Raw genomic sequence first — 17241 nt, forward strand, 5'->3', positions numbered from 1 at the left:
TTGTAATCGACCCAAATCCCCTGTGGGAGCGGGCTTGCTCGCGAAGGCGGTGTGCCTGTCACCAGTGATGTTGGATGTGCCGGCCTCTTCGCGAGCAAGCCCGCTCCCACAGTGTTTTGTGTTAGGCATGGATGTTGTGAACGACCCAAATCCCCTGTAGGAGCTGGCTTGCCAGCGATGAGGGCGGCACATTGAACATTGATGTCCCCTGACACACCGCGCCCACACCGCAGTTCCAGATCCGCGTCTATGCTGGCCTTACTGATTCCCCACCTTCGCAGTGGACTGCCAGGAGCCATCGATGTTGCCCAATTCACTTTCGGAAAAAACATGGACCCGGGAACTGCTCGATGTGTTGATCCGCGCCGGACTGATTGTGGTGCTGGTGCTGTTCTGCTTCGATATTTTCAGTCCCTTCCGCGATCTGATGCTCTGGTCGGTGATTCTGGCCATCACGCTGTACCCGCTGCAGAGAAAGCTGCTTGGGCCGATGGGGCAGAAGGAGGGGCGCGTCGCGACGTTGATCGTGCTGGTGGCCATCGTGATTCTCATGGTGCCGATCTACCTGTTGGGCACGTCGATCGCTGATTCGGTGGAAAGCACCATGGCGGTGGTACGCGAAGAAGGCGTGCACATTCCGGCACCACCGGATTCCGTCACGCAGTTACCGTTGATAGGCAAGCCCATCTCGGCGATCTGGCTGCAGGCGTCCACCGATCTTCCCGGGTTGACCGCCAAGTACATTCCGCAAATCAAAGGCGTCAGCCTGACCCTGCTGGGCAAGCTCGCCGGTGTCGGCATGGGCTTTCTGACGTTCATCTTCGCGTTGATCATCGCCGGGATCTTCATGGCCCACGGTGAGGCCGGCAGCCGCGCGGCGGTGCAGATCGCCTCGCGGGTCAGTGGGCCGGCGAGGGGGCCAGACATCGCCGCGCTGTGCACCGCCACCATCCGCGCCGTGGCGCTTGGGGTGGTCGGCATTGCTTTCATTCAGATGCTGCTGGTGGGACTGGGATTCGTGTTCAAGGGCATTCCAGGTGCCGGGCTGCTGGCACTGGCCGTGCTGTTACTGGGCATCATGCAGTTGCCGGTCACGTTGATCACCATACCGGTGATTGCCTATGTGTTCGCCACCGAGGGCGCCAGTACCGCCACCATCGTGTTCTCGATCTACGTGTTCGTCGCCGGGTTGGTGGACAACGTGCTCAAGCCCTTGCTGCTCGGGCGCGGGGTCGACGTGCCGATGCCGGTGGTGCTGATCGGCGCCCTGGGCGGCATGGTCACCAGCGGCATCATCGGCCTGTTCATCGGCCCGGTGGTGCTTGCCCTCGGCTATCAACTGTTCTGGCAGTGGGTGCTGGATCGGCCGACTGAAGCCACTCAGTAGCGGACGGCCCGAGCCTCAACCAACTGGTTCGGCCGTGCAATTGATCGCACCGGCTCCTGGCTTCTGGAACAGAACGAGGTTGCCGTCCTGCCAGAAACTGTAAGGCCCCAGACTGTCCTTGCCCGTGTATCGGCTACCGCTGTCGCTGGGCACCTGATTGAGGGTGACCGAACTCCTGGCCCAACTCAGATACACCACCGCTGGCCGGGTGTTGTAGAAGGTCGCGGCCAGCAGCGCGTTCAGTCCCTGGCAACGAAATGTGAGGGGGCCTTCGGTGAGTCGGTCGGGGTCTTTGGTCCGCACGATTGCGGACCCTTGGCGCAAGCGGTGCGCTCGCTCGGCGTAGGCGCCGATGATGCAGCTCCTGGGGTCCGCGGCGGAGGCGCACTGGTTACGTTCATCGACCCAGAACTGCTGGTCGATCATGACCTTGTCCGGCAGGGGCACCGAATGTTCGTCGGTGAGTGAAAGGCGATAGAGGCGGTTGAGTTCGACATCCATCTGCGCCAGTTGCGCATCCCGGCAGATGAGCTTCTCGACCGACAGTGTTGCCTTGGCACAGTCGAAACTGGTGGTGAAGGTTGCCGCGTTGGCGCAGTTGCTCGCCGCCAGGTAGGCACTGGCAGCGAACGCACAGGTGAAAAACGCCGTGACCGATTTCATGTTTGGCTTCACCCAGGTCTTCGCGTGATACCCGGTTGGCGTGGCAGGTACCGATCCGTTGAACAGGCATTGGTTCGCACAGGGTGTAGGGAGTGTAAGTCAGCGGAGCAAACTTGCCACATGGGCTGACGGTTGGGTCAGGCAGATCGGTGACCACAGCCGTCAGTTCGCCGGTTCAGGCGGCGGTGAATCGGGTGTAGCCCTCAGCGCCGCCACCGTAGTAGCCCGCCTGCGGTGCTTCGAACAATGGCGTTTGCGCTTGCAGGCGCTCGACCAGGTCCGGGTTACCGATGAAGGGTTTGCCGAAAGAGATCATGTCGGCATGGTCGCCGGCTGTGGCCTCCAGGGCGCGCTGGCGGTCGTAGCCGTTGTTGGCGATGTAGGCACCACCGAAGGCTGCGCGGAGCGCCTGCACGTCGAACAGTTCGGCGCCATTGCCGCCGTGCAGTTGCCCTTCGACGATGTGCAGGTAGGCCAGGCCCATTTCACCGAGGCGGCTGGCCAGGTAGCCGTAGGTTTGCATCAGGTCGCTGTCCAGCGGTATATCGCCAATCGCGGTGGAGAGCGGCGACAGGCGCAGCCCCACACGGTCCGCGCCCCAGATCTCGGTCACGGCCTGCACCACTTCCAGCGGGAAACGCGCGCGGTTTTCCAGGGAGCCACCGTAGCGGTCGTCACGCTGATTGGTGCTGTCGCGCAGGAACTGCTCCAACAGGTAGCCGTTGGCGGCGTGGACTTCCACGCCATCGAAGCCGGCTTCCTTGGCCAGGCGCGCGGCATGGCGATAGTCCTCCAGGATGCCGGCGATTTCTTCGGTGGCCAGTGCCCGAGGCATCGACGGTGGCTGGTTGCCGGATTCGGTGAAGACGTTGCCACCGGCCTGGATCGCCGAGGGGGCCACGGGGGCCGCGCCATTTTCCTGCAGGCTGACGTGGGACATGCGGCCCACGTGCCAGAGTTGCATCACGATGCGGCCACCGGCGTCATGCACCGCTTGGGTGACAGGTTTCCAGGCGTCGACGTGCGCCTGGGTGTAGATCCCCGGGGTGTAGGCATAGCCGCGGCCCTGACGGGAGATGTTGGTGGCCTCGGTGATGATCAGTCCCGCCGAGGCTCGCTGTGCGTAGTATTCGATGGCCAGCGGCGATTGCACGCCGTCCATGCCGGCCCGGGAACGGGTCAGCGGTGCCATGGCGATGCGGTTGCGTACTTCGATGGCGCCCAAGCGGGTAGGGGTGAACAGGGTTTCGCTAGACATGGCAGCTCCAGTTTGCAGTGCAGAGGTCAGAAGAAATGCGCCAGTCAGCAGCGCTTCGGTGAGGCTCAGCATGCGTGCTGCGATGTAATTCATATAATTTATTTATGGAATTTTAGTTATACGAGCACCGATATAACTGACGCCCTCTGTAGGAGCGAGCTCGCTCGCGAAAAACGCCCAGACACCGCGGGCACTCAGGCAGCCCGCGTCATCGTTGACGTCCATCGCGAGCGAGCTCGCTCCTACAGGGGGCGGTGAATTGTTTGGGAGAAAGGCGTTCGAGCGACGCGGGCAAGTCCATCCAATGATGGGGACGCTATGCTTTGGCCGGTTGCAGCCTGGGAGAATGTGTTCGATGGAAGCCAACCGATTCGGTGACATTGCCGCGTTTGTCGCGGCCGTGAAGGCGGGGAGTTTCACGGCGGCGGCGGATTCGCTGGGGCTGACGCGTTCGGCGGTGGGCAAGTGCATCGCTCGGCTGGAAAGCCGGATGGGCGCGCGGTTGCTCAACCGTACCACTCGCAAGCTGAGCCTGACGGACGAGGGCCAGGTGGCCTTCGAGCGCTGGCGGCAGATTCTCGAGGACCTGGATGAAGTCGACGCCACCATGGCCTTGCGGCGTGGGCAGCCCACCGGCACGTTCAAGCTCACTGCGCCGCTGTCGTTCGGTCAGCGGCATATCCTGCCCATTCTCGATGCCCACCTCAAACAATGGCCGCAACTGCGCGCAGATGTGTGGTTTACCGATCGTTTCATCGATCTGGTGGAAGAGGGCGTGGACATCGCCATTCGCATCGGCACACCCAAAGACGATTCGCAGTTGCTGACCCGTACCGTCGGCTGGCAGCAGTACGCGACCTGTGCCTCACCGGCTTACCTGGCCCGTCGCGGGGTGCCGCAAACCCCGCAAGAGCTGGTCGGCCATGACACTATCGCTTTCGGCAGCGGCGAGCGCACGATCGCCTGGCGTTACCAGACAGCCGCCGGCCTGTTCCTGCACGATCAACCCGGACGGCTGAACATCGACAGTTCAGAAGCCATGCGCGAAGCGGCGTTGACAGGTATTGGGCTGATTCACTTGCCGACTTACATCACTGGCAATGACCTGCGCGACGGTTCACTGGTGGAGGTGCTCAGGCCTTTCCGTGCGCCACCCGATCCCATCAGGGTGGTGTATCCGAACAAGCGGCATTTATCGCCGCGGGTTCGTACGTTCATTGATCTTTTGGTGGCGAGCTGGGAAGCAGGAGTGCCTTGGGAGAAGTAGCGCACGCCCCCAGTCTTTGTTTTATAAGCAAGGGGTCTGCTGCGCAGCCCAGCGGGAGCGAGCTCCCTCGCCACAGGGGTTGCAGTGGCCGTTGCAATTGGGGACGCAGAGGACCGGGTAATGGTCGCCCACTGTGATTTATCCGGCCTGGGGATTCAATGATCATGCAGCCACTGTCACTCACGAGGCTGCCATCATGACCCACGCCACTCAGTTCGCATCGCAACCATCGGCCAGTTTGCCAACCCCTCATCCCATGCTGGAACGTCACCCCGGTTTTCAACGCCTGTTCAAACCGAACGCGTTGACCATCGGCCTGATCCTGCCGCTGGAGACCCACGCCGGACGCGCCGCGCCGACCATGCGCGGGCACGTGGAGATGGCGCAGCGGGCCGAGGCGTTGGGTTTCGGGGCGTTGTGGATGCGTGACATTCCGTTCTATGACCCGGGTTACTACGACGTCGCGCAGATCTTCGAACCCTTGGTCTACATCGGTTACCTGGCCGCCGCGACCCGCAGCATTGTGCTCGGCACCACCGGCATCGTGCTGCCGACCCGCGAGCCAATGTACCTGGCCAAGCAAGCCGCGTCCCTTGATCAACTCAGTGAAGGCCGCCTTGTCCTGGGGCTTTCCTCGGGGGATCGGTTCAGTGACTACCCGATGTTGGGCATCGACTTCGAAAGCCGTGGCGATCGCTACCGCGATGCCTTTTCGGTGTTTCGCACGCTGATCGAGCAAAGCTTTCCGCATTTTCGCTCCGAACGTTTCGGCGGCTCCTCGGGCGCCCTGGACCTGGTGCCGAAAGCGCCCTACGGTCGCGTGCCATCGATCGCGGTCGGCCAGGCGCAGCAAAGCATCGAATGGCTGGCGCAAAACCTCGATGGCTACCTGGCCGGCGTGCAGAGCCCGGAACGTCTGGAAGCCTTGGGCGAGACCTGGCACAGCACGGTACAGGTGGCCGAGGGTCGCAATGCCTTCAAGCCTTTGGGCCTTGGCGGTTATCTGGACTTGAGCGACAACCCGGACCAGCCGTTCCAGCGCATCCAGGGGGGCTTTCGGGCCGGGCGCAACGGTCTGCGCAATTACCTTGAGCAGGCGCAGGCGGCGGGCGTTTCCCACATCGCACTCAACCCCAAGGTCAGCCGCCAGCCCTACGGCGAAATCCTCGATGAACTGGGCGAGTACGTCTTGCCGCATTTCCCGTCGCACGTTTGAAACGACGCTCTGTCACCGGGAGGAAGCCTTCATGTCATCGCTCTTCGAATCCTATGATCTGGCGGGTCTGCGTCTGGCCAATCGAATCGTCATGGCCCCCATGACCCGCGCTCGCGCCCCGGACACCGTGCCCACCGCCGACATGGCAACCCACTACGCCCAGCGCGCCGGCGCTGGCCTGATCATCACTGAAAGCACCCAGGTCTCGGTACAGGGGCGCGGTTATCTCTACACTCCGGGCATTCACAGCGCCGCGCAAATAGAAGGCTGGAAGCGCGTGACCGCTGCGGTGCATGAGGCCGGCGGCCGGATCTTCGCCCAATTGTGGCATGTGGGGCGCGTCTCCCACGGCTCGTTGCTCGACGGTCAGGCACCCGTTGCGCCAGTGCCGGTGACGGCGGCGCAAACGCGGGTGCATGCCTATGACAGCGATGGTCAACCGGCACAGGTCCCGGTCAGCCCACCGGTGGCGCTGGATGCACAGGGCATTCGTCAGATCATCGCTGATTTTCGTCAGGCTGCGATCAACGCGATGACGGCCGGGTTCGACGGCGTCGAGATCCATGCCGGCAACGGCTTTCTGTTCGAGCAGTTCATCAATGGCGGCTTGAACACCCGTGAGGACCGCTATGGCGGCCCGTCGATCAGCAATCGCCTGCGCTTGCTGTTGGAAACGGTGGACCAGGTGAGCGCGCAGATCGGCAGCCAGCGTGTGGGTGTTCGCGTATCGCCCTTTGCCCGGGCGGCGGACCTGCACCCGTTCGAGGGTGAGCAGCAGACCTGGCTGGCCTTGGCCGGTGCACTGGCGCAGCGCCAGATTGCCTACCTGCATGCCAGCGATCTGGGCGACGCGGATTTTCAGAAAACCTTCCGCGCGGCGTTCGGCGGTACCTTTGTGCTGTCCGGCGGGTTCACCGGCGAAACCGCACGCCAGGCTATCGACGACGGCCGGGCTGATCTGGCGGTGTTCGGTCGGCCGTTCATTGCCAACCCCGACCTGGTCGATCGCCTGCGTCATGGCTGGCCGCTGGCCGAAGCGGGGCGTGAGGCGTACTACGGGGGCGGGGCGCGTGGGTATATCGACTATCCCACGTACGCGATGCGGCAAGCGCAAATGGCCTAGGGCCTCAGAGGACTCATGGACCAATACCCTCGCCACAGATAGGCGACTCAAGGGCTCTGCGGTTTTGGCTGCATCATGCGCAGCAACGGCGCGTACTCGGCATGGCTGACCGGCACAATCCCCGAGGCGTCCTGGGAGGCGAGGAACTCACTCAGTTGCGCCTGATGGTTGAGCATCGCTGCGCGGATCTGTTTTTTCAGCGAGGCACAAAGGCTGCCACTGAACACAAACGGGTCGTAGTAGATCGGCTCCGAGCGCCACAACACCTTGAAGGTGTCGCGATCGATCAGGCCGCTGGCCAGATACGCATCGGCGCGCACGCTGGAGACGAAGGCCGCATCCACCTTGCCCTCCAGCAATGCATCCAGCGCCTTGTCATGGGAGCCGGCGTACACGACGGATCCGAAGAACTGCAGCAACGGCACGCCCACCTGTGCCGGGAATTCGGCATTGGGCACCACGCTGCCCGAGGTGCTGACCGGATCACTCAAGGCGACTCGCTTGCCACGCAGCGTCTGGACGTCGGTGGTGTCGTTGTCACGGGCCAGCAGCAACGCCTGGTAGTGATGCCCCGCCGGCGTGAAGTAACCGTGGCTGATGGTGAGGCTGGCGAACGGCTCGATGCGCGGGTCGCGCTGGTAAGCCAGGATGTAGGACGCCGGCCCCAGCCAGGCAATGTCCACGCCGCCTGAGACAATGGCATCGACCACGCTTTCGTAGGACGACGACGGGACGATCTCCACGGGCATGCCCAGCGCATCGCTCAACTGTTTGACCAGGGGTTGATGTTCGCGCAACAGCACATCCATGCTTTTTTTCGGTATGACCGCCACCCGCAGACTCTGCTGGCTGCATTGGCCCCTCGCGGTATTGGCCACCAGCAACGCCAGCAGGAAAGCGGTGAAAAATTTCACTGCACGCATGTGTTTTCAACCGAATTGATGAAGGGGGAGTAGTCGCGCAACTGTTGCAGGGACAGCGGCCTGCTGAAGTGATAACCCTGGGCCACATCGCAGCCGGCGAGCTTCAGGCAGACCACCTGGGCCCGGGTCTCGACGCCCTCGGCCACCACCTCCAGCCCCAGGCGCTTGGCCAGGATGATGGTGGAGCACACGATGGGGCTGTCATCGGGGCTGTTGGACAAGGCCGCGATCAGCGTGCGGTCGATCTTCAGGCGGGTCAGCGGTAATGATTGCAGGTGCGCGAAGCCCGCGTAGCCCTTGCCGAAATCGTCGAGGCTGATGTTCAGCCCGGCATCGCGCAGGTGCTGCAGGTGTTCGATCGCTTGGCCGACATGGTCCAGCACGGTGGTTTCGGTGATTTCCAGTTCCAGGTAATGCGGCTCGATGGCGAACCGTTGCAGCAGGCTCAGTACCCGCTGGCTGAAATCCGCCTGACGCAACTGGATCGCCGAAACGTTGACCGCCAGCCGCACACGGCGACCCTGGCCGTGCCACGCCGCCAGGTTTTCACAAGCCAGACGCAGCACCTCCCAGCCGAGCGCCACGATGAACCCGCTGCGTTCGGCCAAGGGGATGAAACGGTCCGGATACAGCAGGCCGAACTCCGGATGTTCCCAGCGCACCAGCGCTTCGTAGCCGTCGACGAGCATCGAATCCAGGCGGATCTGCGGCTGGAAATGCAACACGAATTGACGTTCGCTCAACGCACCGACGAAGGCCTGTTCCAGAATGAACTCTTCGACATCGGCGACATTGAGTGACGGATCAAAGAACCGATATTGCCCGCGTCCGGCGCGCTTGGCCGAATACATCGCCGCGTCGGCGCCACGAATCAACTCATCGATGTCCTGGCCATCACGTGGGCAGATGCTGACGCCGACGCTTGGGCTGGTGCTCAGTTCATGCTCGTCAAGGGAATAGGTGGCCGACAGTTTTTGCACCAGGTTGCGCACGAAAGCATCGATCTGCTCTTCGCTGCGCTCGCCGGCCAGCAGCACGACAAATTCGTCGCCACCAAAACGCGCCGCTTCGTCGCCAGGTTCCAGCAGTCGGCTGATCCGCCCGGCCACGGCTTGCAACAGCAAGTCGCCGACCTTGTGGCCCAGGGAATCGTTGATCGATTTGAAGCGATCCATGTCGATGAACAGGATCGCCAGCAAGCGACGCTTGCCGCGCTGTGCCGCCAGGGTGAGGGTGGCGACGGCCAGGAACTGGCGGCGATTGTGCAGGCCGCTCAGGTGATCGGTGGCCGCCGCGTGGCTGCTGCGCCGATGGGACTCTTCGAGCCGGCCAATCAATTGCTGATTGACCTGCTGGGCCTGTTCCAGCGCATTGAAAGCCTCCTGGCGCCGACCCAATACGCGCAGGGTCCAGAGCAGGCTGCCGACAATCAGCAGCGTCATGCACAGGTTCAACCACAATTGGCGCCTGTAGGTCAGGCGCGAAGAAGCGAGGATCTCGTCGTTGGCCTGACTGACCACCACGCTGAAACCCCGTTGCGGCACTCGCAGGTACATGCTTTGCCACGGATCGGCGCCCGCGTACTGCGTCAGGTTGCCGGCGGCATCGCCCGTGGCGGGCAGTTCCGGAAGCAGCGGCATACCGGAGACCACCACGCCGCTGCTGCTGATGCGCAGGCGCTCCTGGCCGTCACTGTCGAGCAGGCGCAGGATGCCGCTCTGGCCCAGATCGATGTGTTCGAACAGCGCGGCCAGGTAGCCAATATCCAGTTGCACCACCAGGATGCTGTCCATCTGCCCGGTGGCCGAATCCACCAGCGGCAGCAGGAACGGCAGGCGCCAGTTGGGTACCGGCGAATGGGTTTGCACACTCAACAGATTGCTCGGCAGCAGTGCCTTGAAACCGTAGTGCTCGGCATGCCGGCGCATGTGTGCCAGCCACTGGAAGGGCAGTTGCTGAGGCTCTTCGGCGTGGCTCGCGGACAGCAGGTGGCCTTCGCTGTCGTACAGACTCATGCGCTTGAACACCGGGTCCTCGGCGAGCATGCGCACCAGGTCTCGACGATGCTCGCCCGGCACTGCCATGTCGCTGCGGGTCACTTTGCCGATCGCCTGAGCACGGTCGACCAGTTGCCGCAGGTTTTCCGCTGCGATGGTGGCCAGATTGAGGTGCTCTGCGGATTTGGCGGCGAGGGCTTCGTGTTGCGAGGTGGCTTTCTGCTGGAAATACAGCGCCCAGAGAAAAACCAACGTCGCCGCGCACAGCGTCATCAGCAGCCATTGCAGAAAGCTTAGCGAGGTGAACGACCGGCGGATCACTGAATATTTTTCCTGCCGAAGAGTGATGGCACATTAGAATCGCCTCATGACAGGTTCATGACAACGCTTCAGACGACGGCACCGTTGCAGGGACAGATCTGACAACCATTGATCGCTCAACTACGCTGCGGTTGGGGTCTTGGGTCTGAACGTGTGACGTAAGGAATGGCGCATGGTGGGCAAGTCGCTCGCGGTATTGATGATTGGGTTCTCACTGTTCTGGTCGGTGGCTTCGTGGGCTCAGGACGCGGCGACAGCGCCGGAACCTGCAGCGGCGGAACTGAAAATCGCCAATCGCAGCATCATGGTGTTCCGCTCGGCACTGCTGGGCGAAACGCCGGAGACCCGGGTCAAGCGTGCGAAAACCGCGATCAATGAAGCGCTGGATGACGCCGACGACCCGCGAGTGTCCCTCGATGCCATACAAACCAGCTATCTGGTGCTGATCGGTTCAAAGCGCGCCTTCATCGTCTCGCCCAAGGATGTCGATGCCAGCGAATTCGAGTCGGTTCGCCAGGCCGCCGACAGCGCGGCGGACAACCTGCGCCAGGTGGTCAGCGAAACCCAGGAAGCACGAAACTTTCGCCTGATTCTCAGGGCGCTGGCGATGGCGGCGCTCGCCACCGGCATTTATGTCGCGTTGCTCTGGGGCATGGCGTTTTTGCGCCAACGCATGCTCAGGAAACTGCCGGAACTGATGCATCGGCATACCCAGGCGCTGAAGGTCGGCCGGGTGCAGGTGATCGACGCCAACTACCTGTATCCGCTGGTCAGCCGCCTGCTGGGGGTGCTACGCTGGCTGGTGGTGCTGTTGCTCACCTATGAATGGCTGGGGTTTGTGCTGTCGCGGTTTCCCTACACGCGGCCCTGGGGCGAGAGCCTTAACAATTACCTGTTGGAAGTGTTCGCTTATTTGCTCCAGGGCATCGTCGGCGCGATACCAGGCCTGGGCGTGGCGCTGGCCATCTTCTTCATTGCCCGAGGCGCCACGGCCTTCTCCCGGCGGATTTTGCGGCGCATGGCCATGCCCGGCACCTTCAGCTGGCTGAACCAGGAAACCCTGCAACCGACCCAACGCCTGACCTCGCTGGCCATCTGGCTGTTCGCGCTGGCCATGGCCTACCCGTATCTGCCCGGCGCCGGGACCGATGCGTTCAAGGGCCTGTCGGTGTTGATCGGCCTGATGATTTCCCTGGGGGCCAGCAGCGTGGTCGGGCAGGCGGCGGCCGGACTGATCCTGACCTATACCCGCACCCTGCGCCCCGGCGAGTTCGTGCGCATCGGCGAATACGAGGGCACCGTGACGGAACTGGGGATGTTCACCACACGCATTCGCACCGGCCTTGGGGAGGTGCTGACGCTGCCCAATTCGATGATCACCGGCACCGTGACCAAGAACTACTCGCGCACCGTGCAGGGCGCCGGGTATGTGGTCGACACCGTGGTGACCATTGGTTACGACACCCCGTGGCGCCAGGTGGAAGCGATGCTGCTGGAAGCTGCCCGGCGTACATCGGGCGTCCTCGAAGACCCGCCGGCGCAGGTGTTCCAGACGGCGCTGTCCGACTTCTACCCCGAGTATCGCCTGGTGGCCCAGGCGATCCCGAGCCAGCCGCGACCCCGCGCCGTGCTGCTGAGCATGCTGCACGCCAACATTCAGGACGTGTTCAACGAGCATGGCGTGCAGATCATGTCGCCGCACTACCTGGGCGATCCGCAGCAAGAGAAGTGGGTGCCGAAGGACAAGTGGTACACCGCGCCTGCGCAACCGCCGCAAGAGCTTTGACCGAACACTGTAGATCGTGCACGTAGCGATCGAGACAAGACCTTGCTGATTGTTCGCCACAGTGAACAATCAATTCAGGTTTTTGCCGTAGTCAGGGCGATGACCGCTGCCTAATCTGGCGATGAAATTTACATTCATCACCGCAGCGAGACTTGCCATGAGCAGCGACAACACAGAAATTGCCCAGTACATCCACGGCGTCCGCGTCGCCGGCAGCGGTACCCGCACCCAACCGATCTACAACCCGGCCACCGGCGCCATCAGCCGCCATGTGCGCCTGGGCAATGTGCAGGACATCGACGCTGCCGTTGCATCCGCCGAAGCGGCGTTTCCTGCCTGGTCGAACACGCCGCCGATTCGTCGGGCACGGGTCATGTTCAAATTCCTGGAGCTGTTGAACCAGCACAAAGACGAACTGGCGCACCTGATCACCGCCGAACACGGCAAGGTCTTCACCGATGCACAGGGCGAAGTGGCCCGCGGCATCGACATCGTCGAGTTCTCCTGCGGCATTCCGCAGTTGCTCAAGGGCGACTTCTCCGATCAGGTGTCCACCAACATGGACAACTGGACGCTGCGCCAACCGTTGGGCGTGGTCGCCGGCATCACCCCGTTCAACTTCCCGGTGATGGTGCCGATGTGGATGTTCCCGGTGGCCATCGCGGCGGGCAACACCTTCATTCTCAAGCCAAGCCCGACCGATCCGAGTGCCAGCCTGTTCATGGCGGACCTGCTGAAGCTGGCCGGGCTGCCGGACGGTGTGTTCAACGTGGTGCAGGGTGACAAAGAAGCGGTGGATGCGCTGTTGGTGCACCCGGATGTGAAGGCGGTGTCGTTCGTCGGCTCCACGCCGATCGCCAATTACATCTATGAAACCGGCGCTCGCCACGGCAAACGCGTGCAAGCCCTGGGCGGTGCGAAGAACCACATGGTGGTGATGCCTGACGCAGACGTCGATCAGGTGGTCGACGCACTGATCGGCGCCGGTTACGGCTCGGCAGGCGAGCGCTGCATGGCGATCTCGGTGGCGGTGCTGGTGGGTGATGTGGCGGACAAGGTCATGCCGAAACTGATCGAGCGGACCCGTGCGCTGAAGGTGCTCAACGGCACCAACATGGCAGCGGAAATGGGGCCGATCGTGACGCCGGCGGCCCACGCCCGCATCACGGGTTACATCGAGCAGGGCATCAGCGAAGGTGCGCAATTGCTGGTCGACGGTCGCGGTTTCAATAGCGCCGACGCGGGTGAAGGTTGCGAGGAAGGCTTCTGGATGGGCGGCACGCTGTTCGACCACGTCACCCCGGACATGCGCATCTATAAAGAGGAAATCTTCGGGCCGGTACTGGCCTGCATGCGCGTGGCCGATTTCGCCACCGCTGTGAAACTGGTCAACGACCACGAATTCGGCAACGGCGTGGCCTGCTTCACCCGCGATGGCAACGTGGCGCGCGAATTCAGCCGGCGCATCCAGGTGGGCATGGTCGGCATCAACGTACCGATCCCGGTGCCGATGGCCTGGCAAGGTTTTGGCGGTTGGAAAAAGAGCCTGTTCGGTGACATGCATGCTTATGGGGAGGAGGGCGTGCGCTTCTACACCAAGCAGAAATCGATCATGCAACGCTGGCCGGAAAGTATCGGCAAGGGCGCCGAGTTTGCAATGCCGACGGCGAAGTAAGGCTTGTGTGGCGAGGGAGCTCGCGCCCGTCGGACTGTGCAGCAGTCCATGAAGCAAAAGCGGGGCCGCTTCGCGACCCAGCGGGAGCAAGCTCCCTCGCCACAAAGGGGGGCAGGTGTGAGAAATCAGTTGATTTATAAAGACGATCAGTCTACTAATCAGCACATGACGAACATGACTGCTACCCCTCGCAAGCGCGGTCGCCCGGCGAAAGCCGCTGGCGACTTCCGAGAAACCCGTGAAATCCTGTGCCGTGCCGGCGTTGCTGCCTTGACGGAGAAGGGGTTCAGCGCGACCGGTCTTGACGAAATCCTCAAGTCGGTCGGTGTGCCCAAAGGCTCGTTCTACCATTTCTTCGCCAGCAAGGAAGCCTTCGGCAGTGAACTGATCACGCTCTACGCCCGTTACTTCGTGCGCAAGATCGACCGGTTCCTGCTCGATGAGAGCCTGACCCCGCTCCAGCGCATCGAAGCCTTCTGCGAGGATGCGGAGCGCGGCATGCAGCGGTTCGATTTTCGCCGCGGCTGCCTGGTCGGCAACCTGGGGCAGGAGATGGGCGCATTGCCGGAGTCGTTCCGGGCCCAACTGACCGATGTGCTTCTGGACTGGCAGGCTCGGTTCGAGCGCTGCCTGGAGCAGGCCAAGGCCGTGGGCGAGATAGCGCAGGACGCAGACAGTGCGCGCCTGGCGGCGTTTTTCTGGATCGGCTGGGAAGGGGCCGTGCTGCGCGCCAAGCTTGAACGCACCGGCGAGCCGTTGCGGGTATTTGCACAACTGTTTTTGATGAGCCTGAGGTCTTAGGCTCTTTTTTTTCACCCTTTATATACGATCGGTCTAATTATTATGGAAGGCTTTGAATCGTTCGTTAGAAGTGAGGCGTCCCAATGAGTGAGCCAACTTTCGACTACATCATCATCGGCGCCGGCACCGCTGGCTGCCTGCTGGCCAATCGGCTCAGCGCCAATCCCGACCATCGGGTGTTGCTGCTCGAGGCCGGTGGTCCGGACAACTACCCATGGATTCACATCCCGGTCGGTTACCTGTATTGCATCGACAACCCGCGTACCGACTGGCGCTTTCGCACCGCGCCGTCGGCCGGTCTCAACGGCCGTGAATTGCTCTACCCGCGGGGCAAGACCCTGGGCGGCAGTTCCAGCATCAACGGCATGATCTACATGCGCGGCCAGTCCCAGGACTACGACCATTGGGCCAGCGTCACTGGCGATGACGAGTGGAACTGGGAAACCTGCCTGAAGGATTTCCGCGCCCACGAAGACCACTATCGCCTCGATGCCGCGATCGTTGAGGGCGAAAATAGTCAGGCTGCGCGCTTCAGAAGTCTGCACAGCAACGGCGGTGAGTGGCGGGTGGAAAAGCAACGCCTGCGCTGGGACATCCTCGATGCCTTTGCCAAGGCGGCCGAGCAGGCCGGTATTGCCGCGACCGACGATTTCAATGGCGGCGACAACCGTGGTGTCGGCTATTTCGACGTCAATCAGCGCAGCGGCTGGCGTTGGAACGCTTCCAAGGCGTTTTTGCGGCCGATCCTCAAGCAACGCCTGAACCTGACGGTCTGGACCGGCGCCCAGGTGTCGCGCCTGCGCTTTGAGCAGCGTGAAGATGGCCAGCCCGTCTGCTGCGGCGTCGAACTGCATCACGAAGGCCAGCCGCGAATCGTGCGGGCCAACCGCGAAGTGGTGCTCAGCGCCGGGGCCATCGGCAGCCCGCAGATCTTGCAACTGTCCGGCATCGGCGATGCCGCCTTGCTCAATGACCACCAGATCCCCGTAGTGCGGCATTTGCCCGGCGTGGGGGCGAACCTGCAGGACCATTTGCAGATCCGCTCGGTGTACAAGGTCAAGGGCGCGTCGACCCTCAACACCAAAGCCACCAGCCTCGTCGGCAAGGCCTCCATCGCCCTCGAATACGCGGTCAATCGCAGTGGCCCGATGAGCATGGCGCCGTCGCAACTGGGCATCTTCACCAGCAGCGATGAGTCGTACGCCACGCCCAATCTGCAGTACCACGTGCAGCCTTTGAGCCTGGAAGCATTCGGTCAGCCGCTGCACCAGTTCCCGGCGATCACCGCCAGCGTCTGCAACATCCACCCGACCAGCCGCGGCACGGTGACGATTCGCAGTGCGGATTTTCGCGATGCGCCAATCATTGCCCCCGACTACCTGAGCACCGACGAAGACCGGCGCGTGGCCGCCGATTCACTGCGCGTGACCCGCCGCATAGCCTCGCAACCGGCCATGGCGCGCTTCAGCCCCGAGGAATACAAACCGGGCGTGCAGTACCAGACCGACGAACAACTGGCCCGCCTGGCAGGGGACATCGGCTCGACGATTTTCCACCCGGTGGGCACGGCAAAAATGGGCAAGGCCAGCGACCCCATGGCCGTCGTCGACAGCCATCTGCGGGTGCACGGCATCCAGGGCTTGCGGGTGGTGGACGCCAGCATCATGCCGACCATCACTGGCGGCAACACTAACAGCCCAACGCTGATGATCGCGGAAAAAGCCGCGCGCTGGATCATCGCCGGTCATTGATCCATCCAAAGAGGAAATAACATCATGGATTTTTCGCAAGGCCTGCCTGCCAAAAAGGGGCCGTTGGACGGCATCACCGTCCTGGATTTTTCACGAGTGCTCTCAGGCCCTTACTGCACGATGGTGCTGGCCGATCTCGGTGCCCGGGTGATCAAGGTCGAACGGCTGGCCACCGGCGACGACACCCGCGCTTTCGGCCCCTTTGTCGAGGATGACTCGGCGTATTTCACCTGCTTCAACCGTGGCAAGGAAAGCATCGCCCTGGACCTCAAAAGCCCGCGGGATCGCGAGTTGGTCGAGCGCATGCTGACCGAGGCCGACGTGCTGGTGGAGAACTTCCGTCCGGGGGTGATGGACCGCCTCGGCTACGGTGCCGAACGCCTGGCCCAGACCCATCCGCACCTGGTGTACGCCTCGATTTCCGGCTTCGGCCAGACCGGCCCCATGAGTGACCTGCCGGGCTACGACATGGTGGTCCAGGCCATGGGCGGCATCATGAGCCTGACCGGTTGGCCCGACGCGCCGCCGGCCCGGGTGGGCACCAGTTTCGGCGATCTCAGCGCGGGATTGTTCGCGGTGATCGGCATCTTGTCTTCGCTGTACAAACGCACCCGCGATGCGCAAGGCACCCGGGTGGACATAGCGATGCTCGACTGCCAGGCGGCGCTGATGGAAACGGCATTGGCGACCTACGACGTGGAAGGCAAGGTGCCCACCCGCACCGGCGACGCCCATCCTTCGCTCTCTCCGTTTGAAGCCTACGACGCGCAAGACGGGCGCTTCATCATTGCCGCCGGCAACGACCAGTTGTTCATGCTCATGGCCGATGCACTGGGCAATCCGCAACTGGCGCTGGAGCCGCAGTTCCTCAGCAATGCCCAGCGTTGCCGCAATCGCCCGGCGCTGATCGAGGCGATCCAGGCCATCACGCTGACTGCGCCCGCCGCCCACTGGATCGAGCGACTCAACGAGGCCGGGGTGCCATGCTCGCCGATCAACACCATCGACAAGCTGTTCGAGCACCCGCAACTGGCGGCTCGCAACATGATCATCCAGGTGGCGGGTGCTCGAAC

Annotated in this window: 13 protein-coding genes; 9 read left to right on the plus strand and 4 right to left on the minus strand. The window is 62.7% G+C overall.

All coding sequences use genetic code 11. The features are described from left to right. Positions 1–301: 301 nt before the first annotated feature. Positions 302–1387, plus strand: coding sequence for an AI-2E family transporter (locus tag B0W55_RS24495; protein WP_077048490.1), 1086 nt, complete (start codon positions 302–304; stop codon positions 1385–1387). A gap of 15 nt (positions 1388–1402) precedes the next feature. Here the strand turns inward: B0W55_RS24495 and B0W55_RS24500 are convergent, their stop codons facing one another. Both B0W55_RS24500 and B0W55_RS24505 read right to left on the minus strand, forming a co-directional pair. Then, positions 1403–2050 carry an MliC family protein gene (locus tag B0W55_RS24500; RefSeq protein WP_077048491.1) on the minus strand — a complete coding sequence of 216 codons (648 nt, stop codon included), beginning with the start codon at positions 2048–2050 and terminating at the stop codon, positions 1403–1405. Positions 2051–2225: 175 nt separating this feature from the next. Then, a complete protein-coding gene (locus B0W55_RS24505; protein WP_077048501.1) occupies positions 2226–3308 on the minus strand; it encodes an alkene reductase in 1083 nt (360 codons plus the stop codon). A 355-nt stretch (positions 3309–3663) separates the two neighbouring features. Here B0W55_RS24505 and B0W55_RS24510 point away from each other — a divergent pair, with 355 nt between their 5' ends. The 3 genes from B0W55_RS24510 to B0W55_RS24520 all read left to right on the plus strand — a co-directional run bounded on the left by B0W55_RS24510 (position 3664) and on the right by B0W55_RS24520 (position 6914). After that, complete coding sequence (locus B0W55_RS24510) at positions 3664–4575, plus strand: LysR family transcriptional regulator (RefSeq protein WP_077048492.1); 912 nt, start codon at positions 3664–3666, stop codon at positions 4573–4575. Between the two features lie 196 nt (positions 4576–4771). Beyond that, positions 4772–5791 (plus strand): LLM class oxidoreductase, encoded by a 1020-nt coding sequence (locus tag B0W55_RS24515; RefSeq protein ID WP_083743226.1) that lies wholly within the window; start codon positions 4772–4774, stop codon positions 5789–5791. Positions 5792–5822: 31 nt separating this feature from the next. After that, positions 5823–6914 (plus strand): alkene reductase, encoded by a 1092-nt coding sequence (locus B0W55_RS24520; protein WP_077048493.1) that lies wholly within the window; start codon positions 5823–5825, stop codon positions 6912–6914. A gap of 47 nt (positions 6915–6961) precedes the next feature. Here B0W55_RS24520 and B0W55_RS24525 read toward each other — a convergent pair whose 3' ends face one another. Next, positions 6962–7837: a phosphate/phosphite/phosphonate ABC transporter substrate-binding protein gene (locus B0W55_RS24525; RefSeq protein WP_077048494.1), complete on the minus strand. Its 876-nt coding sequence runs from the start codon at positions 7835–7837 to the stop codon at positions 6962–6964. Continuing rightward, positions 7825–10155, minus strand: a complete 2331-nt coding sequence (locus B0W55_RS24530; RefSeq protein ID WP_077048495.1) for a bifunctional diguanylate cyclase/phosphodiesterase — start codon at positions 10153–10155, stop codon at positions 7825–7827. Before B0W55_RS24530 ends, B0W55_RS24525 begins: the two co-directional genes overlap by 13 nt. Positions 10156–10327: 172 nt before the next feature. Between B0W55_RS24530 and B0W55_RS24535 the strand changes: the two genes are divergently transcribed. The 5 genes from B0W55_RS24535 to B0W55_RS24555 all read left to right on the plus strand — a co-directional run. Beyond that, entirely contained in the window at positions 10328–11941 is a 1614-nt protein-coding gene (locus B0W55_RS24535) for a mechanosensitive ion channel family protein (protein WP_077048496.1), read from the plus strand. A gap of 157 nt (positions 11942–12098) precedes the next feature. Further along, positions 12099–13616, plus strand: coding sequence for a CoA-acylating methylmalonate-semialdehyde dehydrogenase (locus tag B0W55_RS24540; protein WP_077048497.1), 1518 nt, complete (start codon positions 12099–12101; stop codon positions 13614–13616). A 165-nt stretch (positions 13617–13781) separates the two neighbouring features. Continuing rightward, a complete protein-coding gene (locus B0W55_RS24545) occupies positions 13782–14417 on the plus strand; it encodes a TetR/AcrR family transcriptional regulator (protein ID WP_077048498.1) in 636 nt (211 codons plus the stop codon). Positions 14418–14500: 83 nt separating this feature from the next. Beyond that, a complete protein-coding gene (locus B0W55_RS24550) occupies positions 14501–16168 on the plus strand; it encodes a GMC family oxidoreductase (protein ID WP_077048499.1) in 1668 nt (555 codons plus the stop codon). Positions 16169–16192: 24 nt separating this feature from the next. Beyond that, the coding region (locus tag B0W55_RS24555) for a CaiB/BaiF CoA-transferase family protein (protein WP_077048500.1) at positions 16193–17241 on the plus strand (1049 nt) is incomplete at its 3' end.

The sequence above is a fragment of the Pseudomonas sp. KK4 genome, from assembly GCF_001984065.1.
Classification (GTDB): domain Bacteria; phylum Pseudomonadota; class Gammaproteobacteria; order Pseudomonadales; family Pseudomonadaceae; genus Aquipseudomonas.